This is a genomic window from Pseudoalteromonas amylolytica (assembly GCF_001854605.1).
Taxonomy (GTDB): domain Bacteria; phylum Pseudomonadota; class Gammaproteobacteria; order Enterobacterales; family Alteromonadaceae; genus Pseudoalteromonas; species Pseudoalteromonas amylolytica.
Window position 1 is genome coordinate 26689 of the sequence record NZ_MKJU01000004.1, and the last position, 24277, is coordinate 50965.

The following is a 24277-nucleotide window of genomic DNA, read 5'->3' on the forward strand; positions in this document are numbered from 1 at the left end:
AGGGTGGCATGATCAACACGCTGTTGACGGCGACTGCCGAACACATACTCAACACCATTTTGAGTTTGGAGCCTAGCGTGCAGGCTTCACTGAGCAAGGTACAGCATCAGGTGTTGGCTGTTGAAGTTCGTGACTGGCAACAAACCATTGCAGTCACCTTCACAGGTCACAGCTTTATGGTGTTTAACAATTACCAAGAGCACATTGACTGCCACATCAGCGCCAGTATTGACACGTTGTCACAACTGAAAGACCCAAGCCAGCTCACCCGTTTGATAAGACAGGGTGAACTTGATCTAGAAGGCAATTTGCACTTAGCTCAAGCTTATAGCCAAATATTCAGTGAACTCGACATCGACTGGGCAGAGCACTTGTCAAAATATGTAGGGGACGGACCTGCACAGCTATTGGTGCAACAGCTACGCCAAGCAAAACAGCGCACTAAACAACTAGATGGGGTACTTAAAACGACCACCGCTGGGCTATTTCAAGATGAGCTGAAAGTCGCCATTCACCCGCTGGAAATGGCACAATTTAAAGCACATACCCGCGAACTCAAACAACATGCTGCTGTGCTTGAGCAGCGTATTAACCAACTGCTAGCTCGCTAAGGAAACCAGTTTGGCCATCGCTCGTTTATACCAAATCACACATACATTACTCAGCTACGGGCTTGATGACTTTATCCCAGAGAATAAACGTCCGTGGTTTGCCCGTATCGCACGAGGCAGTTTGTTTTGGATCCGTAATAAACATCAAGATAAAAGTATTGGCGAGCGACTGAGACTTGCATTGCAGACCCTTGGCCCAGTGTGGGTTAAATTTGGACAGATGCTGTCAACCCGCCGAGATCTGTTACCGCTTGATGTGGCTGAAGAGTTGGCGCTGTTACAAGATAAGGTCGCACCGTTCGACGGAGCCCAAGCACAACGACTGATAGAACAAGCATTGCAACTAGGTGACATCAGTGAGCAGTTTTCTCAGTTCGAACAAATACCACTTGCCTCAGCCTCAATCGCGCAAGTTCATACCGCCACACTGCTGGATAATGAACAAGAAAAAGAAGTGGTAATTAAAGTCATACGACCTGGGATTGAACAACAAATTCAAGCCGATTTAGCCTTGATGGCACAATTTGCCCGCTTACTGGTGAAGCTGTTTAAACCCAGCCGACGCTTACGCCCTGTTGAAGTGGTAAAAGAATACAAAAAAACCCTGCTTGATGAACTAGATCTCATGCGTGAGGCCGCCAATGCGATTCAGCTCAAACGCAATTTCACTGACTCTGAATCCTTATATATTCCAGAAGTTTACAGCGACCATTCACGTACCAATGTACTCGTGATGGAACGCATTTATGGGATACCTGTGTCTGACACAGAAGCCTTGTTAAAGCAAGGCACTAACATGAAGTTATTGGCCGAGCGTGGTGTAGAAGTATTCTTTACGCAAGTGTTCAGAGACAGCTTTTTCCATGCGGACATGCACCCTGGAAATATTTTTGTATCTCGTAATAATCCGCACAACCCTCAATATATCGGTATCGACTGCGGCATTGTAGGTACACTCAATAAAGATGACAAGCGCTACCTTGCTGAGAACTTTATTGCCTTTTTTAATCGTGATTACCGCCAAGTGGCACAGCTACATGTGGACTCTGGTTGGGTGCCACCTGACACCTGCGTTGAAGAGTTTGAGTTTGCCATCCGCACAGTGTGTGAACCCATTTTTAACAAGCCACTTGCCGAAATTTCATTTGGTCATGTGTTGGTGAACCTGTTTAACACAGCTCGGCGTTTTAACATGGAAGTGCAACCACAGCTGGTATTGTTGCAAAAAACCTTGTTGTATGTTGAAGGCCTAGGCCGCCAGCTCTACCCACAATTAGATTTATGGCAAACAGCTAAGCCCTTTTTAGAACACTGGGTTAAAGAGCAGGTAGGGCCATTATCTGTACTTAAGAAAATGTACGCTAATCTCCCTTTTTGGGCTGAAAAAATGCCTGAAATACCTGATTTGATTTATCACAACCTTAAACAAAACAATCGTCAATTAAACACGCCTACAACAAAAGATAACAGCAAATCAATACTGCTAGGTATGTTGGCATGCACCTTACTCATTTGTGCCAGCCTGACCTATCTCGCTGAGGATTGGTTGCTAAGCGGACTCACTCTATCCTCAAGCTTTGCCTTATTTGTCGGCGCATGGCGCAAAATAGGGTGATATTTTACACACTGGGCGTATAATCACTAATCATTCAACTTATCTACTATAAATGGAGTCATCATGGGTTTAGGTGGGATCAGTATTTGGCAGCTATTAATAATCCTAGCCATCATTGTTCTACTGTTTGGAACAAAGAAATTGCGTGGTATTGGCAGTGACTTAGGTGGTGCCGTGAAAGGTTTTAAGAAGGCAATGTCTGACGAAGATAAGTCAGCAGCCCAGTTAACCGAGCAAAAGAAGCAAGACGCGAATAGCCCAGCTGAACAAGATAAGAAAGATAAGGCGTAACAAATGGGCATGTGGGAGCTTGTGGTCGTACTGGTCGTCGGCCTAATTGTTTTAGGTCCTGAGCGCCTGCCCGTCGCCATTCGCACTGTCAGTCGTTGGATCAACACCATAAAATCGGTTGCTAACTCGGTGAAGGCCGAGGTCAATGAAGAGTTACGTGTACATGAGTTGCACAACAACTTAAAAAAGGCCGAGCAACAAAATATGCAGGATTTACCCGACGACGTAAAACACTCTGTCGATGAGTTAAAAAAAGCGGCCGAGTCAGTGAAACACAGCTACAAAAATGTATCTGAACCGTCAAACAAAACCGATTAACGTGCAAGAAGTAAAAGAGTAACCAATGTCACAAGCCCATCAAAGCGGTTTTATTAGCCATTTAATTGAGCTTAGAAACCGTGTCATGAAAGCGCTGTTGAGTATTTTACTCATCTTTATCGCTTTAGTGTATTTTGCCAACGACATTTATAGCTTTGTTGCCTCACCTTTGGTGTCTAGCTTACCCGAAAACAGCACGATGATCGCAACAGATGTCACCGCACCGTTTTTTGCGCCTTTTAAGCTAACACTCTTTGTTGCATTATTTGCTGCAATCCCCATGATTTTGCATCAGGTCTGGAGTTTTATTGCGCCTGGCCTATACCAACATGAAAAGCGAATGCTCATCCCTGTTTTGTTCTCCAGCATTGTACTGTTTTATGCTGGTATCGCTTTTTGCTACTTCGTAGTACTACCAATTGTATTGGGGTTTTTCACCAGTGTAGGGCCAGATATGATGACCCTGTCACCGGATATAAGCAGTTACCTCAGCTTTGCTCTCAAACTATTTTTTGCATTCGGCGTTGCCTTTGAGATACCGGTTGCCATTATGTTGTTGTGTTGGAGTGGTGCAACATCTACACAAAGCTTGAAAGAAAAGCGCCCTTATATGGTCGTGGGTGCATTTGTTGTGGCTATGTTTCTCACCCCGCCGGACGTGTTATCACAAACCTTATTGGCCATCCCTATGCTAATGTTATTTGAACTAGGGTTACTCTTAGCCAAGTTGTATACCAAAGCGCCAAGTGAAAAAGAAGCGAATGAGTGATAAGCCAATGGAACACATACTGGTGAACTAATAGATGACGATACAATACACCGATGCGGGCGTGAACTTAACCAGTCATCAGTTCGAACAAGATTGTGACGACATCGTTGCACGCGCAAAGCTCGCTGGCGTGACCGATATGTTACTCATAGGAGCTGATGTTGCACAGTCAAAACAAAGCCTAGAACTTGCCAAGCGTTATGGGTTTGTCAGTACGGCAGGTGTCCACCCTCATGACGCCAAAAGCGTTGGTGATGATTACTTACAACAATTAAGTACACTACTCTGTGAGCCCGAGGTTGTTGCCGTTGGGGAATGCGGACTTGATTTCAACCGCGATTTCTCTCCTCGTCCACAGCAACAAGCTGTTTTGAATGAACAACTTAACCTGGCACAGCAATTAAACAAACCTGTGTATCTACACGAACGAGATGCCTTCAGTGCCATGCAAGCACAACTTGAACGTGTTACCGTAAAAGGCGTATTACACTGTTTCACCGGAGATGCCCAAGCGCTCTCTTTTTACCTTAATTATGGTTTGATGATTGGTGTAACAGGCTGGGTGTGTGATGAGCGCCGAGGTGCGCAACTACAAGCTTTGGTACCGCATATCCCAGATGATCGCTTGCTAGTTGAAACAGATGCTCCTTATCTAATTCCTCGAACATTACAACCTAAGCCTAAATCAAGGCGTAATGAACCTGCATTTATTAGTGCTGTTGTACAACACATCGCACAGCTAAGAGGACAGAGCGCAGCACATGTCGCCGCCTGTAGTCAGGCTAACTTTGCACGTTTGTTTGCAATCGAGGATAAGTTGCCATGATCCGCTTTATTACTCTGCTATTTTGCCTGTTTATAACCTTATCAGGCACTGCGTTTGAAGTACCTGAGAACTTTAATAAACATCTCTCATTACCATTTGCGTACACACAAAACGACAGTGAAAATCTAGCAGAGTTACAACAAAGCACACCATTATGGCAGCCCGTTCCCAGTGGCTTTTTACAGTTAAGCCACACCATGCAAACTATCTGGCTTAGAGTTCCCCTAAGTAACACTTCAGATTTGGAACTCCCTCTGTTACTGAGCATCCATAACAATCAGCTGGATGAGGTAAGTGCATTTGTACCACAACAAAACCGCTCGATTTTAGTGCCTGCATCACCTAATCAATTTGCTAACGAGCAGCGCCCTATCTTACACGAGGCCCAACTTGTGCCTTTGAAAATACCGCCCCAGCAGCATACTGTGATATACATACGCATTAAAAACAGTGAGCAAACGTATTTACCGCTGAGCCTGTGGCATCCGATTGAATACCTAAAATACACCAGTAAGTTCAATTTGCTATACGGCATTTTGGCGGGTTTGATACTCGCCATGGTACTCACCAATGCAGCGATGTACTCGTTTACCCGCAAGCGCTACTTCTTGTATGGCGGGTTAACCATTGCCGCGATTTGGTTGCTCAACGTACACTTGTATGGATTTAGTCATCGTTATATTTATGGCCAGTGGCTCTGGCTACAACAATATGGCCAGACTTTATTTATGTTGCTGTCCACTTGGCTTTTTATCCCGTTGTTAAAAACCACGCTCGTGCCTAAATCTGCTGTACGACTCCAGCGAGCACTGAATATTTTGTTTCAACTGAGCATCATCATCGCAGCCGGATTATCGTTCTTCCCGCACCGTATTGCTTTACCCATTGCATTTGCTTACTGTTTTGCATTGGCAATCACCTATATTTGGATAGCAGTCTCAGCTTGGCAACGTGATGCCTTCTCTCACAAAACCCATTTGTTACTGTTCTTTTTGCTATTCATGGTATTGAGCTACCAATGTGCCTTCGAGCTCAGCCTACTTTCTGGTGCCGTACTCGATAGGCCATTAACCTATGTCTGTTACCTGCTTATCAGCCTTGCTATCAGCTACGCACTGGCCAGACGTTATATCCAAGACCGTGATGATAAAATCAAGCAACAACAAGAGCGGCTGGCACAAACTCGAGCAGAAGATGCTTTGCTAAAAGAGCGAATTCACCTTCAAGCACAAGCTCAAGAAGCATTGGAGAGCAGTATAGATGAACGTACCTTCGAACTTGAAGTCACCTTACGAGAGCTCGAAGAGAAAAATCGCGAGTTAGAAAAGCTGAATATGGAAGATGCCCTGACTAAAGTCAAAAACCGTCGCTACTTTGACAAACGAGTTTTGATGGAGGTGAGACGTTCCCGCCGTGAACAAACCACCCTCAGTGTAGTGATGCTGGATATTGACCATTTCAAACAAATCAACGACAACTATGGTCACGTAGTCGGCGATCAGGCTATTTGTGCGGTGGCAAAAATGATAGAGCAACATCTCAAGCGCCCCTCTGATGATGTATTCAGATATGGTGGCGAGGAGTTTGTGTTGCTGCTACCTAATACTCAAGAGCAAGGAGCCGTAGCGCTTGCTGAAGAGATCCGTAAAAGTTTGAGCCAAGCTCAATTTGATTTTGGCACCGCTCAACTGACCATGACACTCAGTGCGGGCATCTACTGCGCTATTGCCAACGATAGTAAAAACCCAACCATCTTTACCGATTTAGCCGATAAAGCCTTGTATCAAGCGAAACAACAAGGGCGAAATCGGGTAATTGCCTATAAATAATTTAGGAGAACATTGTGGCTCAATCTGGATTAGATTTATTCCCTTACACGCGAATGCGCCGAATGCGTCGCGACGACTTTTCAAGACGCCTGATGAGTGAAAACCAACTCACTGTCAACGACCTTATTTTCCCCGTTTTTGTGTTAGAAGGTAAAAATCGACGTGAAGCCATTGAGTCAATGCCTGGTATTGAACGTTTATCAATTGACTTGTTACTTGAAGAAGCCGCACAACTTGTGGCCTTGGGCGTGCCTGCAATAGCCATATTTCCTGTTACCCCTGCCGACAAAAAGTCTCTAGAGGCTGAAGAGGCGTATAATCCTGAGGGACTTGCACAGCGTACCGTTAGAGCGCTAAAAGAAGCGCATCCGCAGTTAGGGGTCATCACCGATGTGGCACTCGACCCATTTACCATACATGGACAGGACGGCATTATTGATGAAGCAGGCTATGTGATCAACGACGTAACAACTGAAGTTTTAATCAAGCAAGCTCTGTCTCATGCCGAAGCCGGTGCCGATGTTGTCGCGCCTTCAGATATGATGGATGGCCGTATTGGCGCCATTCGTGAGGCGCTTGAAGCAGAGGGCCATATTCATACGCGCATTATGGCTTATTCGGCCAAATATGCATCTAGCTATTATGGCCCGTTTAGAGATGCTGTAGGCTCAGCTGGTAACTTAAAAGGTGCTGATAAAAAGACTTATCAAATGGACCCAGCTAACTCCGATGAAGCATTGAGGGAAGTTGCCCTAGACCTGCAAGAAGGTGCAGATATGGTGATGGTTAAACCTGGGATGCCTTATCTTGACATCGTACGCCGCGTAAAAGATGAGTTTCAAGTTCCGACTTTTGCCTACCAGGTTAGTGGCGAGTATGCCATGCACCGCGCAGCTATTGATAATGGCTGGCTTGCGGAAAAGCCGTGCATCATGGAGTCATTGTTAGCATTTAAGCGTGCGGGAGCCGATGGTATTCTGACTTACTTTGCTAAACAGGCTGCTATCTGGCTTAATGAGAAGTCATAGTAAACGACTTAATTTACAGTGATAAAAAAAATGCGCCCTAAGGCGCATTTTTTATTTGCTTGCTAAAAGCTGTTCAGCTCTGCTGAAGTCTGAATCGCTCAGGTCCCAGCAATAAAATGACTTCATTACACCCGCTTTAATTTGAATTTGTACAACCGTCAGTAGATACGCCCGCTTGCGTTTGATGCTAATAATATCTTCACTATGAATATAATGCGTTCCAAACCCGAAAGAGTAACTCACGCCCGCTTTATCGATGTGTACAAAACGTTTGTCACTCAATGCTAGTATCAGTGAAACGAGACTTGCACCCAATAATCCATAACACAGTACGGATAGAGTGATTGTCCCAGCAACCGGTATAGAAGAAAGGGTAAAAAGGCCTAGAGATAGCACCAAGAACACGCCATACAACCGCCAATTCACTGCCAAGTCCACCGTTCTCACTACAAGCCTCCATATCACACAGCGTTTATTTAAGTTAACTATTAATATGGGAGCAATAATAACAGCTGATGTACCCAAATCAATACGTGGAATATGAATTTTTCATGCTTTTTTATTAGGCATAAAAAAACCGCTTGAGAATCAAGCGGTTTTTAAATTTTTAAAAGTGGTTAAGAATTACTTAGCCGCTTTTTTCTCTTTTTCTGCAGCAATTACAGTGTCAGCAACGTTTTGCGGACATGGTGCGTAGTGTGAGAACTCCATAGAGAACTGACCACGACCTGAAGTAATTGTACGTAGGTGGCCGATGTAACCGAACATTTCAGAAAGTGGTACATCACCCTTGATGCGAACGCCAGTTAGGCCAGCTTCTTGGTCTTTGATCATACCACGACGACGGTTAAGGTCACCGATTACGTCACCCACGTTGTCTTCTGGCGTGAACACGTCAACTTTCATGATTGGCTCAAGAAGTTGTGCACCCGCTTTAGGGATAGACTGACGGAATGCGCCTTTCGCTGCGATTTCGAATGCGATTGCTGATGAGTCAACTGCGTGGAAACCACCGTCGAATAGCTCAACTTCAACGTCTAATACAGGGAAGCCAGCTAGAACACCTTCTTCCATCATTGACTTGAAGCCTTTCTCAACTGCAGGCCAGAATTCTTTAGGTACGTTACCACCAACAACAGTTGAAGAGAACGTGAAGCCTGAACCAACTTCGCCTGGCTTGATGCGGTAGTCAATCTTACCGAACTGACCAGAACCACCTGATTGCTTCTTGTGCGTGTAGCTATCTTCAACTTCTTGTGTGATAGTTTCACGGTATGCAACCTGAGGTTGACCAACGATTAGGTCTACGCCGTAAGTACGCTTAAGGATGTCTACCTTGATGTCTAGGTGTAATTCACCCATACCTTTAAGGATAGTTTCACCTGAATCTTCATCAGTCTCAACCTGGAATGATGGATCTTCTGCAACCATCTTACCAATTGCGATACCCATCTTCTCGTTACCGCCTTTATCTTTAGGCTGTACCGCGATAGAGATTACCGGCTCAGGGAAGATCATCGCTTCAAGTGTACATTCGTGCTTAGGATCACATAGAGTGTGACCTGTTTGAACGTTCTTCATACCCACAACCGCGATGATGTCACCCGCTTGTGCTTCAGTTAGTTCATTACGCTCGTCCGCTTGCATCTCAACCATACGGCCGATACGCTCAGTTTTACCTGTTGCAGAGTTAAGTACTGTGTCACCTTTTTTCATGCGACCAGAGTAGATACGGATGAAGGTAAGTGCACCGAAACGGTCATCCATGATCTTAAACGCAAGCGCTTTAAGTGGCTCATCAGCAGAAACTGTTGCTACTTCACCAGTAGGCTCACCAGTTTCAGGATCAGTTAGCGGCTGAGGATCAACTTCTGTTGGTGCAGGTAGGTAATCTACAACTGCGTCAAGTACTAGTTGAACACCTTTGTTCTTGAACGCTGAACCACAGAAAGTTGGGAAGAAAGCAAGGTCACGTGTACCTTTACGGATACAACGCTTGATATCTTCTAGAGAAGGTACTTCACCTTCCATGTATGCTTCCATTAGATCGTCGTCTTGCTCTACCGCAGACTCGATAAGCATCTCATGGTATTCTTCAACTTTGTCTACCATGTCTGCTGGAACGTCTTGTACTTCGTAGTTTTCAGGAAGACCTGTGTCATCCCAAACGTATGCTTTCTTTTCAAGTACGTCTACAACACCACAGAACTCGTCTTCGATACCGATTGGTAAAGTCATCACTAGTGGGTTTGCTGCAAGTACGTTTTTAACTTGACCTACTACGCGGTAAAAGTCAGCACCCATACGGTCTAGTTTGTTTACGAAGATAACACGTGCAACTTCTGATTCGTTCGCATAACGCCAGTTAGTTTCTGATTGTGGCTCAACACCACCTGAACCACAGAATACACCGATACCACCGTCAAGAACTTTTAATGAACGGTATACTTCAACTGTGAAGTCAACGTGTCCTGGAGTGTCGATAACGTTTAAACGGTGACCTTTCCACTCACACGTTACAGCAGCTGACTGGATTGTGATACCACGCTCAGCTTCTTGTTCCATGAAGTCAGTAGTAGACTCACCGTCGTGTACCTCACCAGTTTTGTGAATCTTACCTGTAAGCTTTAGGATACGCTCAGTGGTGGTAGTTTTACCCGCATCAACGTGCGCGAAAATACCAATGTTTCTGTACTTCGATAAATCTGCCATTGTTTTGCTCTATTTAAAGTAGAAAAATTATTCGGCGGGAGTATATCACCTCTTATTGCGAACATCATCCTTGATATCGCTTAAAATGCGCACAATTTGTGAAAAAGTTTTTATTCGTGGCGATAAGTAATAATAAACACAGCCACTATTAGGTTATCTAGATAAAATCAACAACGATGCTGAAAGTTGAGTAAACTCCAGCCTTTTACGCCCCGTTCACCGCAATTATGCCGCTAAAACAAGATAAATAAACCCAGAACAACCCCCAACCCTAATAAAGGAACAACCACAGTCAACATAGCAAGTGGCCAATATGCCGCCTGATGTGTTTCTTTACATATCGCTCTGACGGTTGTGACCACGTAACCATTATGGGGCAAGGTATCAATCGCACCAGAGCTTATCGCCACAACACGGTGTAATTCTGAATTGTTGACACCCAAGTCCATATAGTGCGGCGCAACCAAAGGCAATGCAATAGCCTGCCCACCTGATGCCGAGCCTGTTAATCCTGCGATCACACTGACCGCAATGGCGGCACCGAGTAATTCATTGCCGGGAATTTGCGTCATCAGGGCTACCGCTTCACCAAAAGCTGGGGTCACTTTTGCTACCGCGCCAAACCCGACGACCGCTGCGGTATTACCGATGGCCACCAATGCGCCCGTTGTCCCTAAGTTGATAGCTTGTTGTAAATTGACAAAGTGCTTAAAGTTACACACCAAGATACTCAGCACCCCACCCAATAACGCGACAATTAGTGCACTTTGTTGTAGTGCTTCGTGCAGCGTAAATGACAACGTTAACACCACAATAAGCGGAATAAGCCCCGTAACAGGGTGCGGTAAACGTCGCTTAGATTCCACAGGATCATCATCACGTGCTTCGAACACTTCTCCATTTTGCTGTGCTTTTCGGATCATGCGCATCAGTAAGAAATAGCCCAATACCGCCATAAATATGGCCACCACTAAGCTTTCTTGCCATGCAGCATAAGGTGATGTGCCCAAATACTTTATTGGGATCCAGTTTTGAATTTCTGGTGAACCTGCTGAGGTCATGGTAAAGGTCACCGAACCAAAGGCCAAAGTCGCAGGAATAAATCGTCGAGGAAGATTTGCGTCCTTAAATAAGCTCAGCGCCATCGGAAATACAGAAAACGCCACAATAAACACGCTAACACCCCCATAGGTGAGCAAAGCACAGGCCAAAACGACTGCAAGCACGGCATACTTCATGCCCAATTTAGAGACTATATAGTGAGCGATGGCATCCGCAGAGCCGGTATCTTCCATAAATTTGCCAAACAATGACCCCAGTAGAAACATAAAGAACCAAGCCTGAACAAATCCACTGAAGCCCGCCATATAACTGCTGATAAATGCAGGCTGATCCGCCACTGGAAAAACCGCTATTTGGCTGCTCAGTGCGACTAATAACGCGCACAGTGGGGCGGATATAAATAAGTTAACACCTCTGAGTGTAAGAACAATCAATAATGCTAATGCGCCAATAAGACCAACCATGCTAAGCATACAATTACCTTATAGTTATTATTTGTATTTGCGTATTTGTTATACTGTAAAATCCACTTCAGATCGAATGCTCTAGGATAAATAAACAGGGCTTTCACACCCAATCGTAACACTGTAAAAACCAAATGCTTACTTTTAAATTACATTAAGACCGTCTAAAGCCCCTCAAATAAAAATGAAAATTAATCTCAACAAGGTGTTGACACCCACCTAAATCTAATTGATAATCAATCTCAACAAGGTGAGATTGACGGCTCATCTTGTTAGGTAACTCAAATTGTTTCTCGACCCTGAAACAGACGTGTGGCGCACGCTAACAGCCATAGGTTGAGTGTGTTTGTAACAACGCCCCTTGAAGCAAACACTTTCAACCGACTCACTATTTTACTTGCTACATTGCTCATATCGGTGACGGTAGATATGACACTAAAAAGCCCCTTGTGGGCTTTTTTTATTTCTGCACTCGAAAATACCCTGACACGTAATCTAAATGAAAATTATTTTCAAAAAGACCTTGACCAAACAGTAGATCTAAATGATAATTAATATCAACAAAGACATTGTTACTTTGTTACTCTAAACTTCTTTGAAGGCCCTGAATTCGTTTGGCATACGTAAACTGCTCAGTATCGAGAACAAGCACAATACTTGTTCGTCCATACATTCACAATTTTACTTGCTACATTGCTCATATCGGTGACGGTAGATATGAAAACTAAAAAGCCCCTTGCGGGCTTTTTTTATTTTTAGGCTAAGAAAACTGGCTGTAATGAGCTGTAATCGACTATAAAATCAACACTCTGTATCATAAAAGGTACTTGAAGCGTGAATAAAAATTACTCTAATGACCCATGCTCGACGCCGCTGCAACCTTATTCTAACCCTGTTGTTGCTGGCAGGATTTACCTTTACCAGTTGGTTTAGCTTTCATATGGCCCACAATTCGCTCAGCGAGGGCATTGTGGACGATGCATTACCACTGACAAGTCACTTGATCAGCACCGATCTACAAAAACAGTTACAGGCACCAATTTATGTTGCACAAAGCATGGCACAAAATCACTTTGTCCATTTGTGGCTCAACGACAGCGACCCCAGTACCGATCAGCTATTTGTTTTTTTAGATAAAACCAGAAAGTTATTTCAAAGCCAAACCAGTTTTTTGGTCAACCATAAAACACTCACCTATTACCATTACGATGGCCGCACTCATAGGCTAGATTTAAATGCACAAGAATCGCTTTGGTACCAACAAGCTATTACATCTTCACACAGAGACTATATACTCAACGTTGATGTTACACCGCAGGATAACTTTAGAGCCATCGTATATGTGAACCATAAAATTGTACTCAATGGTGAACTACTTGGGGTCGCAGGTGTTGGCATTCAGCTCTCCGATTTACGAGCACTCATCAAACAATACCAGACCCTATATCAACGCAAAGTCTATTTCGCTGATCACCAAGGGCGGCTACTGTTCTACAATCAATCTTTGCTGCCCAACCGTACTTTACATTCTGAGTTTGGCGCGCACCAAAGCGCAATAATCGAGCAGAAAAACTATAAATTCTCAGTTAAACACAATGGCGTTGAACGCCTGATAAACAGCCGTTACATCCCAGAATTAGGCTGGTATCTGTTAGTAGAGCAAGAGTTCACAACTCAAACAAAGTTAACAGATGCGCTGATCGCCAACTTGTTACTTGGTGTGGTAATCACATTGTGCATTTTAGCAATAGCACAGTTAACCTTTAATCAATACCAATCTCGTCTGGAGGCCATCGCGCTGACTGACAAACTTTGTAATGTATTAAACCGCCAAGCTTTTGAGCCTCAGCTACAAAAGCATATCGCGCGAGCCAGAATGGGCCGAGTGCCTTTGAGCTTACTGTTGCTGGATATTGATCACTTTAAACAAGTCAATGACCGACATGGTCATTTGGCGGGTGATAGAGTGTTAAAACACTTTGCACAGCTGTGCCAGTCTGTGGCAAATCATAGTGATATCATCTGTCGTTGGGGAGGCGAAGAGTTTATGATCTTGATGCCCAATACATATTTGAGCCATGCTCAACAACTCAGTGAAAAGCTTCGAGAAAGACTGGCAGCATGTGAGTGTGAAGTACCCATTACGATAAGCGTCGGCATCGCCCAATATCAGCCTCAAGAGAGTGAGGATGAGTTTCTTAAACGTGCCGATGATGCGTTATATCGTGCCAAAAATCGCGGACGAGATAGAGTCGAGTTGGCCGCGTAACTGAGCAGCCACCCTCAACATTTAACGACGGTTTTTCCGCGCGCGAGCACGCCTTTGTTTCTTTTCTTCCTCTTTGGCAGCTTTTTTCGCCTCGGCTTCGGCCCTTAGCTGTGCCACCATCACTTCTTCTGCTTCACGCATTTGTGGTGTTTCCATTGTAATGCGGCCAATGATTGCATCGCGCAGTTCATTGATTAAGATTTCTGACATCTTGTATGTATCTATTTGATTGCCACCACGGATACAACCACGCTTTTTACCTGCAACTTCAATAAACTCCCAATCTTGTTCTGGCAGCTCGTCGAGCTTGTAACGCGATTTGAGTAACTCGGGATAAGCTTGTAGTAAATATTCAGCGGTATAACTGGCCACTTCTTCATAATCTATAGCGGTATCTCTGATGGCCCCAGTTGCCGCTAAGCGATAACCCGAGTTTTCATTTTCAACTTTTGGCCACAGCATACCCGGCGTATCGTACAACATAATGCCATCTTCCAACTTAATACGCTGTTGTGCCTTTGTGACCGCAGGCTCATTGCCTGTTTTAGCAACGATCCTACCTGCCAAAATATTGATAAGTGTTGATTTTCCAACGTTGGGGATCCCCATGATCATGGCCTTAAGTTGCTTGTCGGCCCCCACCTTGTATGGTGCTAACCTCTTACACAATTCATTTATTTTGTGTACTTCAGCTGCTTTATCGTGACCAAAGGCAATGGCTTTCACACCACTTTCTTGCTCAAAATATGCCATCCATCGTTCAGTTAACGCAGGATCGGCTAAATCGGCTTTATTTAATATTTTGATGACCGGCTTGTCACCACGAAGTGCTGATACCATGGGGTTTTCACTGCTGTAAGGAATGCGTGCGTCCAACACTTCAATAATTACATCCATCTGCGGCATGATTTCTTTAATCTCATTACGAGCTTTATTCATATGCCCAGGGAACCACTGGATGGCCATCGCTTTCTCCTACAGGTAAAAATCAAAACGCCATTTTACCTAGGTAATCACAAAATTACCTTAATCTAGGTAAAATTTTATCTTTTTGTCGTCAATAACACCGCATACCCGCTTAACTCCAGTATACTGCGCGCATCATTTTATCGGGTACATATTCATATGGCATTAAAGTCAACTATTATAAAAACACAGCTATCACTTAGTGATATGGATAGGCACGTTTATCACACCTGTTCTTTGACCCTTGCACAGCATCCATCAGAGAACGAACAGCGGTTGATGGTAAGGTTGCTTGCGTATGCGTTGCAATACCAAGAGCAACTCGAGTTTACCAAAGGCCTATGTGCCGATGATGAACCTGAAATTTGGGTTAAAAACTACAGCGACGAAATTGAGTTATGGGTTGATTTAGGTTTACCTGATGATAAACGTGTAAAGAAAGCCTGTAATCGCGCTAAACACGTTGTGTTGTACACCTATGGCGAAAACACTCAAACCTTATGGTGGCAAAAAAATCAGGCTAAGCTCAATAGTTTTGGCAATTTATCCGTTGTAAGCCTGCCTTATAGCGCAACACAACAGCTAGCAGAAATGGCAGCTCGTTCAATGTCTTTAACCATCACGGTTCAAGATAAAGAGATATGGATAAGCGACGAACAGCGCAGCGTACATCTGATACCGGAGCAATTAAAGTAGGAGTTAAAATGGCGATAAAACGTGTTGTGGTATTACACGGTTTGTACATGTCAGGCTTTGTAATGCAGCCACTGTGTTCTAGATTAACCAATCAGGGATTTGAAATACTCAATCTCAGTTACAACACACTAACGCCAAACAAAGCTTCTATCTTTACTGCCATTGATCAGTTTATTGCAGACCAACCCACAGCGTTAGTCTGCCACTCTATGGGCGGCTTGGTCGCCCGAGCCTACTTAGAGAATAACTCTCAACCTAGTCAATGTGTGGACAAAGTGATCACACTGGGCACACCACATAAAGGCAGCGCCATTGCCAAACACATGCATGATAAAGGCCTGAACATGCTGCTCAAAGATAGCATAGAGTTTTTATTAAGTGACAATCACGACTGGCCGTTTAAAGCGAAGTTGTACAGCATCGCTGGCGACTTACCCATAGGCCTAATGCCATTGCTAAAAAAGGGCAGTCGCTCAGATGGCACGGTACTGTTAGAAGAAACCAAACTCAAAGGTATGGCGGAACATAAAGTATTTCACCTAAGCCATACCAGTATGATTTACTCACGTCAGGTAACCGAGTATATCCTACAATTGCTTAATCAAGACCGTCACGCTCAACTCAACTAGTGGTCTCCACTTTGCGCAATTTTGTATGCAACCCAAGCAATTATTCCAGTGATAAGCGGAATAGGTGCTGCGATGTAGCCAAATGCATCGGAGTTAGCAAAGCTCGCTCCTGCTAGATGACCAATCAAACCTATCAAAAATGCAACTAAAGCGATGACAACCACAATGATCTCTGACTTGTGTTGTGATTTGGTTTTACCTTGCATGATTACTCTCCTTCAATAATGACCTTGTGTACTACAGGTTCATTATGCGCCTAGAGAAAGCGTAATTTTTGACCTACATCAAACCATGGCAAGCGCTGCTTTCATCTTCGCGATGGATATGTTTCAGATCAATTTTTCAACGAAATAGCTTTAGGGTAGTAAAAAGTTGGCAAGCTTTATTCCCATCGCAATACCAAATCATGAGTTTTTGATCTTTGGGTAGAAAAATCGCGTATAACCCTCATATTAAATATTATTGGAACGAAATTTCCTATTCAATTGATTTTTTCGATGAGATGCATAGATTATAGTCGATGGGAATTTAAGCGACTTTCACCCATACTAGTGAACATCAAAACAAGGAGCTTATTATGAATACAACGAACTCAATTGGTTTAGACAATCAAAAAAGCCAGTCACTGGTGACATCACTCAACACATTACTAAGTAGTTATCAGATCCAATATATGAATGCGCGTGGCTTTCACTGGAACATCAAAGGTCGTAACTTCTTTGAGCTACACCTTAAGTTTGAAGAGATTTACAACTTACTGTTGGAAAAAGTCGATGAAATTGCTGAACGCATCCTCACCATAGAAGGTAAGCCGTTACATGCTTTTTCTGACTACTTGGAAACCAGCAAGATAACCGAAGCGAAAAATATCAGTGACGGCGCTGACGCGTTAAACAACCTGTTAGCGGGTTACAAAGTCTTGATAGCCATGCAACGTGATATTTTAGAGCAAGCTGGCGATGCACAGGATGAAGGCACCGCAGCGCTGATGAGCGATTACATTAAAGAGCAAGAAAAGCTAGTCTGGATGCTTAAAGCTTATCTCAACTAAGCGCTTGATGTTGCCTTCATGCTGAGGCTGTTGGCTAACCAACTCTGCCATGTTGGCATAAAAGGTAATACTGGTTGCAGTACCTTGCCACAGCTGAGTCAAAACGTGGCGGGCAAGTACATTTGCCCCCACGTAATCTACATGCTTTAGACCACGTTGCGTCACACCAGTAAAATACTGCCTCGTATCTTCAATGCTATCAGCGGTACTCATTTCAAACTCACTCAGATCCACCACGCCATAAGTTATGCTATGAGCGGGGAATTTACCTGCATAAGCACGCAAATCATCTTGAAAGGCCAACACACCTTCTTTATTGAATGCACCCTTGAGGCTCATATAAGCATAAGGAGGCTGCATATAAACACGCCACAGACCATGAGCTAAAAACATCTAAAACACCTTACTCATTAGTAATGCTGTCAAGAAGACAGCAAGGCCAAGAAAAAAGTCATTTCCAGTGCTTTATCCTGCAAACTTTTGAAGCGTCCAGATGCTCCACCATGACCCGCATCCATATCCGTTTTGAACAGTAACAAATTATCATCGGTTTTTACTTCTCGCAATTTGGCAACCCACTTCATCGGCTCCCAGTATTGTACTTGCGAGTCATATAAACCCGTTGTCACCAAAATGTGAGGATAATCTTGTTGTGTCAAATTATCATACGGTGAATAGCTCAAAATAGTTTGATAAGCCGCTTCATCGTTTGGATTACCCCATTCGTCATATTCATTGGTAGTCAGTGGAATAGATTCATCTAGCATGGTGGTCAACACATCGAGAAATGGCACGTGACAACCCACTCCCAAATACAGTTGTGGTGCCTGATTAACTATGGCTCCCATTAACAAGCCACCAGCACTGCCACCGGATGCAAATACCTTGTTTTTATCCGCATAACCTTGCTCAACTAGGCTCTTTGTCACGTCGATAAAATCATTAAAGGTATTTTGCTTGTGCTCTTTTTTACCCTGTTCATACCAAGGACGCCCTAACATTTCAGAACCACGAATATGTGCAATCACATACACAAAGCCTCTATCGAGTAACGACAATGTTGAGCTGGCGAAGCTCGGATCGATAGTAATACCATAAGCGCCATAGCCATATTGCAACATTGGGTTAGTACCATCTTTGCGGAACTTGTCTTTGTGATAGACCAAAGAGACGGGCACTTGCGCACCATCTCTGGCTGTCACAAAAAGTCTTTTAGAGGCATAGTTGCTGGCATCAAAACCGCCCAACACTTGTTGTTGCTTACGCAGAGTTTTACGCCCAGTTTTTAAATCACAATCATACACTGTGTTTGGTGTGGTGAGGCTGGAGTAGTGAATTCTAACGGAGTTGGCGCTCGACTCAGGGTTGTACCCAATCCCCGCATAAAAACACTCGTCATCAAAGCTAAGATGATAACTCTCACCCTCATAGTTGTGTACCACAAAGCGGATCTGTCCGAGTTCTCTTTCGGTTATGACAAAGTGGCTATCAAATAACTCCATGCCTTCTATCAAAATGTGTTCGCGATGGGCGATCAGTTCCTGCCACTGCGATAAGTCTGCAATCGTTGTCTCACTTGCTTTTAACAGACGAAAGTTCTTAGCTTGATGATTGGACAAGATGTAGTAACTTCCTGCGTGTTTATCTATTCCAAACTCATGGCCCTCAGTACGCGGGAACAATCTGTTAAACTCACCCAGTGGCGCATTTGCATCTAGTACCATAACATCACTGGTTTGCGTCGCAGCAAGATGGATATAGATTTCACTTTCATCACGACTTTTGCCCAGTTCCATGTAGAACTGTCGATCTTGCTCTTCATACACTAGAGTATCATCGCTTTGTGGTGTGCCCAGCACATGGCGATAAACCTGGTAGCCCAGCAAAGTTTGCAGGTCTTTTTTTACGTAAAAAACCGTTTTGTTATCGTTTGCCCAAACTAGCTGCCCTTCGGTATTTTCCAATACATCTGCTAAATATTGATTGCTCGTCAGGTCTTTGAAACGAATTGTGTAGATGCGTCGCCCGTCTGTGTCTTCACTGTATGCTAGCAGGTCGTCATTTGGACTAACGTTTATCTCTCCAATATCATAATATTCGTAGTTACTTGCCAGTTCATTGACATCCAGCAGTAAGGTTTTATTAGAGAGCTGTTCATCTGTCGCACGAAAGTGACTGGCATATTCGTCATCCCCTTGCACATCGCTTACATACCAGTAAGCGCCATCTTTCACAGGCACCGAACTGTCATCTTTAACAATCCGCCCTTTAAGTTCTTCGAACAAGGTATCCTGCAGTGACTGATGGGCAGACATATGATGATCGGTAAAGACATTCTCTTGTTTAAGGTGGGCAATAATTTCGTCATCTTGCCTGTCGTCATCTCTCATCCAATAGTAATTATCGATACGAGTATGTCCATGATGCGTCATACTGTGTGGAATTTTTTTTGCAATGGGTGCAGACATTTTCTCAGTCACTACGCTGTTCCTATTTTCTTTTTTGTGCAGTCTAACATAACTTTTACCAGCTGGGCGGGGGAGTAAACACGTAAAAAAGGGCCAATAATTACAATTAGCCCTTGATTATATTACGGTGCTCAACTAGGCATTTGTTGGCTTTTTCGCGCTGTGACAACGCGTTTCAATGATTGAAACAAAGCGATAAAAAACGCCCTGATATCCGTCATAATAATGTACAAACAAGGCACCAACAATAAGGTGATCAAGGTTGCAAAAATAACCGCAAAGCCAAGTGACACCGCCATTGGGATCACAAACATTGCCTGTAAGCTGGTTTCAAACATGATGGGTAAAACACCAGCAAAAGTCGTAATAGAAGTTAAGGTGATCGCCCTAAAGCGCGTACAGCCTGCGCTAATCACCGCTTCTTTTAATGGCATACCTTCTTTGCGGGCCTGATTTACAAAATCAGTCATGACCAGCGAGTCATTGATTACTACACCGGCCGCCGCAATGATCCCATAGGTTGACATCATACTCAGGTCCAGCCCAAAGAATAGGTGCCCCCAAATAGCGCCTACAAGGCTGAAAGGGATCACTGACATTACTATCAAAGGTTGTGCATAGCTCTTAAGTGGTATCGCCAAGAGAATATAAACAATCAACATACCAACAATGAAAAATACAAATTGTTCATTGGCCTGAGCCTGCTGCTCTTCAACCGATCCACCCAGTTTCGTTTTTACCGAAGGGAAGGTTTTTAACAACTCAGGCAAAATGTCATCATCAATGCGTTTGGTTACAGCATTGGGCTCAACCACTTCCTCGTCAATGTTGCCGTAAACATAAACGGTGCGATAACCTTCTTCACGGCGAATATAGCTGATCCCCGGCTTTTCGATGAGTTCAACGACATCACCTAACATCACATCTTTGCCTTGTGGCGTGGTGATCACAGTATGCTTGAGCGATGAGAAGGCTTCACGTGTTAGCTTTGGATAGCGCACCATGACTCTCACCTCTTCACCGTTTCGTATGACACGCTGTGCTTCGCCACCGTAAAAGCTCGCCCCCACTTGTGACCCAATGTTTTGTAGGTTCAACCCTAAATCATAGGCAACAGGTTTAAGTATCAGTTGAATTTCCTTGCTGGCGGGGTCAATGGTCGAGCTGATATCAAACAGGCCTTTTTCATCTTGTAGCATGCGAATTAGCTGCCTGCCCGCAGCGTTCAAGGTGTCAATGTCCGAGCCATACAGCAAATAGCCAAAGTCACCATCTCCGCCAATATTAATCACCTCCTCTTCAATAAGGATCGATTTTACACCGGCTATTTCTGGCATATTCTCACGCCAACGACGGGTTAGTTCAAAGGTATTAAATGGTCTAAGTGGCTCATCCACTAAAGGCGCTAACACTCGCCCTTCAGTACGCCCCTCGTTCATAACCATGATATCTCGCACCATTTTTTGCCCGTACTCTTGCTCGACTTCTTTATCCACCGAAACAATCAGCGCTTCTAATTGACGAATGGCCGAAATCGTTTGCTCGTCCGATGCATTGTCGTTCATGGTTAGGTTTATTGCTGGGAAATCATGCGGTATTTTAGGCACAAACAGCGTACGTACCGCTCCGCTTGAGATGAGCGCAATACTCATAATGAACATGCCAACAAATGCAAAAAGTACCGTCCAACGCCACTGCACACACAGGGTTACAAATCGTTTATAAGGCCCATTCACAAAACCAAAAAAGCGCTTGTTAAAACGAACGCGCCAACTGTTTTCTGGCATTGGTTCAAATTTAGTATGGGCAATATGCGCAGGTAGGATCAGCTTTGATTCGATTAGGCTAAAGGCAAGGCACAGTAGAACAACCCCCGCAATAGACACAAAATTGGAGCTATCTGGACCACTTGAAAACATGAGTGGCACAAACACGGCCATCGTGGTTAACACCCCAAATGTTGCGGGTGTCGCTACACGTTTAGCGCCACGCACAACACTTTCAACACCTGGCCCTTTCTTTTCTATTTCGGTATAGGCACTTTCACCTATCACAATCGCGTCATCAACGACTATCCCCAGTACCATGATAAACGAGAAAAGCGACACCACATTGACGGTAATATCTAGTAAAGGCATCGTCATGATCGCGCCTAAGAAACAAATCGGCAGGCCAACCATCACCCATAACGCAAGCTTAAAGCGTAAGAAGATGGAAAGCATGATGGCCACCAAAATCGCCCCTTGAAAAAGGTTGCTCTTCATCATATCGAGACGGCCATTGAGGTAGTACGTCATGTCAACTAATGGGTCAATTTGTACCCCCGCTGGTAGTTGTTCATTTTTATGGGCAATGTAGTCTTTAACCGTCTCAGCAATGGGGATCATGTTTTGGTCTTTAGTGGCCTTGACCGCAATATAAACAGCATTGTTACCATTGAGTTTGAAGTAGCGCTCTCCCTCAGTAAACGCGTCTTTTATTACCGCAACATCTTTGAGTAACAACTTGGCGCCATTGTCGCCAATCTTCACTGGCAATTGTCGAAACTGATCGCCATTGTAAGACTGGTTTTCAACACGCACAGAAATGACTCCCGCACCGGTGCGTATTTGCCCAGCCGATAGATTGGTAGAATAACCACGAATAGCCTGTGTCACATCGTTGATGGTGAGATCGTATTGGCGCAGCATATCTGGGTCAATCTCGATAGCGATTTCATCCAATGGGACACTCACCTCAACCAAAGAGACACTACTGAGTTGTAGCAATTCATCTTCTATATTCTTAGCGATGGGTTTTAAGTCTGTCAGTGGTAAGTCGGCTGAGACCGTCATCCCAATCACGTCTTGGCGAAACTCCCGCTGACTGACCGTGAGCGGCTCCATGGCCGCTGGAAACGTTGCTATGCCATCCACGCGAAGCTTGACTTTGTCCATTACGTCGGCCAGTTCTACATCAGGGTCAATCTCTAATGTTGCACTGCCGCCATTACGAAACGCTCGATACACCCCTTCTTCTATTTCGGTGATATCTTTAAGTGCTTCTTCTATTTTGACCAGAATACTTTCTTCTATTTCCTGTGGAGATGCCCCAGGATAGCTTGCCTCTATATTGATGTAATTAAATTCTACGTTCGGAAACATTTGCCTCTGAATTGAAAAATAAGAGGCGATACCAACAATAATGATAAACCACATCAATAAGTTGGCTGCGACAGTATTGTTTGCAAAATAGGCAATTATGCCCGTTTGTTTTTCATGCTGTTGTGTACTCATTCCTGATCCCAGCCTTTACAAGGTTTGCTTTGACGCTTTTGCATCAGATGAATCAGCGCCAGCGACTTTAACAGCCATCCCCTTCTGCGGGTACTCAGGTACCGTCGTTACAATGCGCTCATTACCTTTCAGGCCGACGTTTACATAGAAGTACTCACCCTCTTCACGAATGACCTGAACCTTACGCGGTTCTAATTTGTTTTCATCCGTTAGCAACCAAACCGTTTGGTTATTCACTAAGTCCTGAGGAAGCTTGTATATACGACTTAGCGTTTTACCCGCAAAGTCCACTTGCACAAAAGCACCAAATTTCAGAGCAGGTTGTTTAGACTCAATGCCATAGGGGTCGTCAATTCTGACCACTAAATTCACCATTCGGGTTTGGGTATCCACAACCCCTAAATCTCGATCGATCACAGCTTGACGTGTAAACCCGTTTAAACCACTTTGCGTCACGGTAGCAGGTATGCCTTCTATACGCTCAGGTAAGAAAGCACTGTCGAACCCAGCAATAGGGATCACAACCTCGGCTGCTTCAATATTATTGAGCTGCGCAACCGGTGTGCCAACACTCACAAACTGACCTAAACCAATACTACGAGAAACAACCAATGCATCATAAGGCGCCACAACCTCGCAATTGTCTAGATCTCGCTGCGCTCTTTTTAGCCCAGCCTCTGCAGATTTAACCGCTGCTTTGGCACTCATTAGTTGAGGCTTACGTAAAAATAAATCGGTGTGCTTTTTGTTCGGAAAGCGTTTCGCTTCATCGGCAGCCACATCTGCCAGTGCTTGCTCTTCTATCAATGCAGCCCTAGCACGAGATAACTCAGCTTCAGCTTGTAGCAATGCGGCTTCATAGTTATCTTTTTCTACCCGCATTAATACGTCACCACGAGCGATTACACCACCTGGAATAAAGCTCGGATGCCAATACGTTACCTCACCTGATACCTGAACGGACAGATTGGTCTGTTCATAGGGTTTTACTTCACCGTAGCTGTTGATGACAACCTGATGGTCTAACGCTGATATCGACTCCACTTCGACCACGGGTCTGCTGTCAACGGGTTCCTTTTCTTTGGGATCTGCTGCCATTACATTAATACCCAACGCACCTAAACCGCCGAGCGTTAATACGGCAAAAGGCAAAATCCACCTTACTATGTTCGTTTTCATGACTGCACCTTGTGTAATTTTCCTACATCTATCATAACAACTTTATGGCTGAGAAAAACGTGACATTTGTAAGTTTCTATTACATATTTTGGGGCCAGCTCCAAAAGCATTGAATAGCTCAGGGGTCGACATAATTTATATCGCAAAAATACGCCTCTCAGGTAGCTTAAACATGCACCTGATTTGAAGTTGTGAATCCGCCCCAAAAGATTACATTTT

At 44.2% G+C, this 24277-nt stretch carries 21 protein-coding genes; 12 read left to right on the plus strand and 9 right to left on the minus strand.

Annotated elements, in window-relative coordinates:
• The first annotated feature begins 8 nt into the window (after positions 1-8).
• The 8 genes from BET10_RS00355 to hemB all read left to right on the plus strand — a co-directional run bounded on the left by BET10_RS00355 (position 9) and on the right by hemB (position 7287).
• Positions 9-611 carry a ubiquinone biosynthesis accessory factor UbiJ gene (locus BET10_RS00355; RefSeq protein WP_070982834.1) on the plus strand — a complete coding sequence of 201 codons (603 nt, stop codon included), beginning with the start codon at positions 9-11 and terminating at the stop codon, positions 609-611.
• Between the two features lie 10 nt (positions 612-621).
• Positions 622-2226, plus strand: a complete 1605-nt coding sequence (ubiB, locus tag BET10_RS00360) for a ubiquinone biosynthesis regulatory protein kinase UbiB (RefSeq protein WP_070982835.1) — start codon at positions 622-624, stop codon at positions 2224-2226.
• Between the two features lie 63 nt (positions 2227-2289).
• Positions 2290-2517, plus strand: coding sequence for a Sec-independent protein translocase subunit TatA (gene tatA / locus BET10_RS00365; protein WP_070982836.1), 228 nt, complete (start codon positions 2290-2292; stop codon positions 2515-2517).
• A 3-nt stretch (positions 2518-2520) separates the two neighbouring features.
• Complete coding sequence (gene tatB, locus BET10_RS00370) at positions 2521-2835, plus strand: Sec-independent protein translocase protein TatB (RefSeq protein WP_070982837.1); 315 nt, start codon at positions 2521-2523, stop codon at positions 2833-2835.
• Positions 2836-2860: 25 nt separating this feature from the next.
• Positions 2861-3604 (plus strand): twin-arginine translocase subunit TatC, encoded by a 744-nt coding sequence (gene tatC / locus BET10_RS00375; RefSeq protein ID WP_070982838.1) that lies wholly within the window; start codon positions 2861-2863, stop codon positions 3602-3604.
• Between the two features lie 34 nt (positions 3605-3638).
• A complete protein-coding gene (locus BET10_RS00380; protein WP_070982839.1) occupies positions 3639-4430 on the plus strand; it encodes a TatD family hydrolase in 792 nt (263 codons plus the stop codon).
• Positions 4427-6259 carry a sensor domain-containing diguanylate cyclase gene (locus BET10_RS00385; protein ID WP_070982840.1) on the plus strand — a complete coding sequence of 611 codons (1833 nt, stop codon included), beginning with the start codon at positions 4427-4429 and terminating at the stop codon, positions 6257-6259. The genes BET10_RS00380 and BET10_RS00385 overlap by 4 nt, the downstream gene beginning before the upstream one ends.
• A gap of 14 nt (positions 6260-6273) precedes the next feature.
• Positions 6274-7287 carry a porphobilinogen synthase gene (gene hemB, locus BET10_RS00390; RefSeq protein ID WP_070982841.1) on the plus strand — a complete coding sequence of 338 codons (1014 nt, stop codon included), beginning with the start codon at positions 6274-6276 and terminating at the stop codon, positions 7285-7287.
• A gap of 51 nt (positions 7288-7338) precedes the next feature.
• Here hemB and BET10_RS00395 read toward each other — a convergent pair whose 3' ends face one another.
• The 3 genes from BET10_RS00395 to BET10_RS00405 form a co-directional block, all read right to left on the minus strand.
• Complete coding sequence (locus BET10_RS00395) at positions 7339-7734, minus strand: hypothetical protein (protein WP_070982842.1); 396 nt, start codon at positions 7732-7734, stop codon at positions 7339-7341.
• 177 nt (positions 7735-7911) lie between these two features.
• The gene (gene fusA / locus BET10_RS00400; protein WP_070982843.1) at positions 7912-9999 is read right to left on the minus strand and encodes an elongation factor G; all 2088 of its coding nucleotides are present in this window, start codon (positions 9997-9999) and stop codon (positions 7912-7914) included.
• Between the two features lie 233 nt (positions 10000-10232).
• Positions 10233-11534, minus strand: a complete 1302-nt coding sequence (locus BET10_RS00405) for a GntP family permease (RefSeq protein WP_070982844.1) — start codon at positions 11532-11534, stop codon at positions 10233-10235.
• Positions 11535-12378: 844 nt separating this feature from the next.
• Between BET10_RS00405 and BET10_RS00415 the strand changes: the two genes are divergently transcribed.
• Complete coding sequence (locus tag BET10_RS00415) at positions 12379-13794, plus strand: sensor domain-containing diguanylate cyclase (RefSeq protein ID WP_070982846.1); 1416 nt, start codon at positions 12379-12381, stop codon at positions 13792-13794.
• Between the two features lie 21 nt (positions 13795-13815).
• Here the strand turns inward: BET10_RS00415 and ylqF are convergent, their stop codons facing one another.
• Complete coding sequence (gene ylqF / locus BET10_RS00420) at positions 13816-14760, minus strand: ribosome biogenesis GTPase YlqF (RefSeq protein WP_070982847.1); 945 nt, start codon at positions 14758-14760, stop codon at positions 13816-13818.
• Between the two features lie 159 nt (positions 14761-14919).
• Between ylqF and BET10_RS00425 the strand changes: the two genes are divergently transcribed.
• Together BET10_RS00425 and BET10_RS00430 are read left to right on the plus strand one after the other, a co-directional pair.
• The gene (locus BET10_RS00425; protein ID WP_070982848.1) at positions 14920-15456 is read left to right on the plus strand and encodes a YaeQ family protein; all 537 of its coding nucleotides are present in this window, start codon (positions 14920-14922) and stop codon (positions 15454-15456) included.
• A gap of 8 nt (positions 15457-15464) precedes the next feature.
• The gene (locus BET10_RS00430) at positions 15465-16085 is read left to right on the plus strand and encodes a PGAP1-like alpha/beta domain-containing protein (RefSeq protein ID WP_070982849.1); all 621 of its coding nucleotides are present in this window, start codon (positions 15465-15467) and stop codon (positions 16083-16085) included.
• Here BET10_RS00430 and BET10_RS00435 read toward each other — a convergent pair.
• Positions 16082-16291, minus strand: a complete 210-nt coding sequence (locus BET10_RS00435; RefSeq protein ID WP_070982850.1) for a hypothetical protein — start codon at positions 16289-16291, stop codon at positions 16082-16084. The genes BET10_RS00430 and BET10_RS00435 overlap by 4 nt on opposite strands.
• A 371-nt stretch (positions 16292-16662) precedes the next feature.
• Here BET10_RS00435 and BET10_RS00440 point away from each other — a divergent pair, with 371 nt between their 5' ends.
• Positions 16663-17136: a Dps family protein gene (locus BET10_RS00440; protein WP_070982851.1), complete on the plus strand. Its 474-nt coding sequence runs from the start codon at positions 16663-16665 to the stop codon at positions 17134-17136.
• On the opposite strand, the gene BET10_RS00445 is transcribed toward BET10_RS00440, so the two are convergent.
• The 4 genes from BET10_RS00445 to BET10_RS00460 form a co-directional block, all read right to left on the minus strand.
• Complete coding sequence (locus BET10_RS00445; protein WP_070982852.1) at positions 17104-17529, minus strand: hypothetical protein; 426 nt, start codon at positions 17527-17529, stop codon at positions 17104-17106. The two genes, BET10_RS00440 and BET10_RS00445, sit on opposite strands and share 33 nt — an antisense overlap.
• A gap of 29 nt (positions 17530-17558) precedes the next feature.
• Entirely contained in the window at positions 17559-19604 is a 2046-nt protein-coding gene (locus BET10_RS00450; RefSeq protein ID WP_070982899.1) for a S9 family peptidase, read from the minus strand.
• 131 nt (positions 19605-19735) lie between these two features.
• Positions 19736-22879: an efflux RND transporter permease subunit gene (locus BET10_RS00455; RefSeq protein WP_070982853.1), complete on the minus strand. Its 3144-nt coding sequence runs from the start codon at positions 22877-22879 to the stop codon at positions 19736-19738.
• Positions 22880-22894: 15 nt separating this feature from the next.
• Complete coding sequence (locus BET10_RS00460; protein WP_070982854.1) at positions 22895-24058, minus strand: efflux RND transporter periplasmic adaptor subunit; 1164 nt, start codon at positions 24056-24058, stop codon at positions 22895-22897.
• Positions 24059-24277 lie beyond the last annotated feature (219 nt).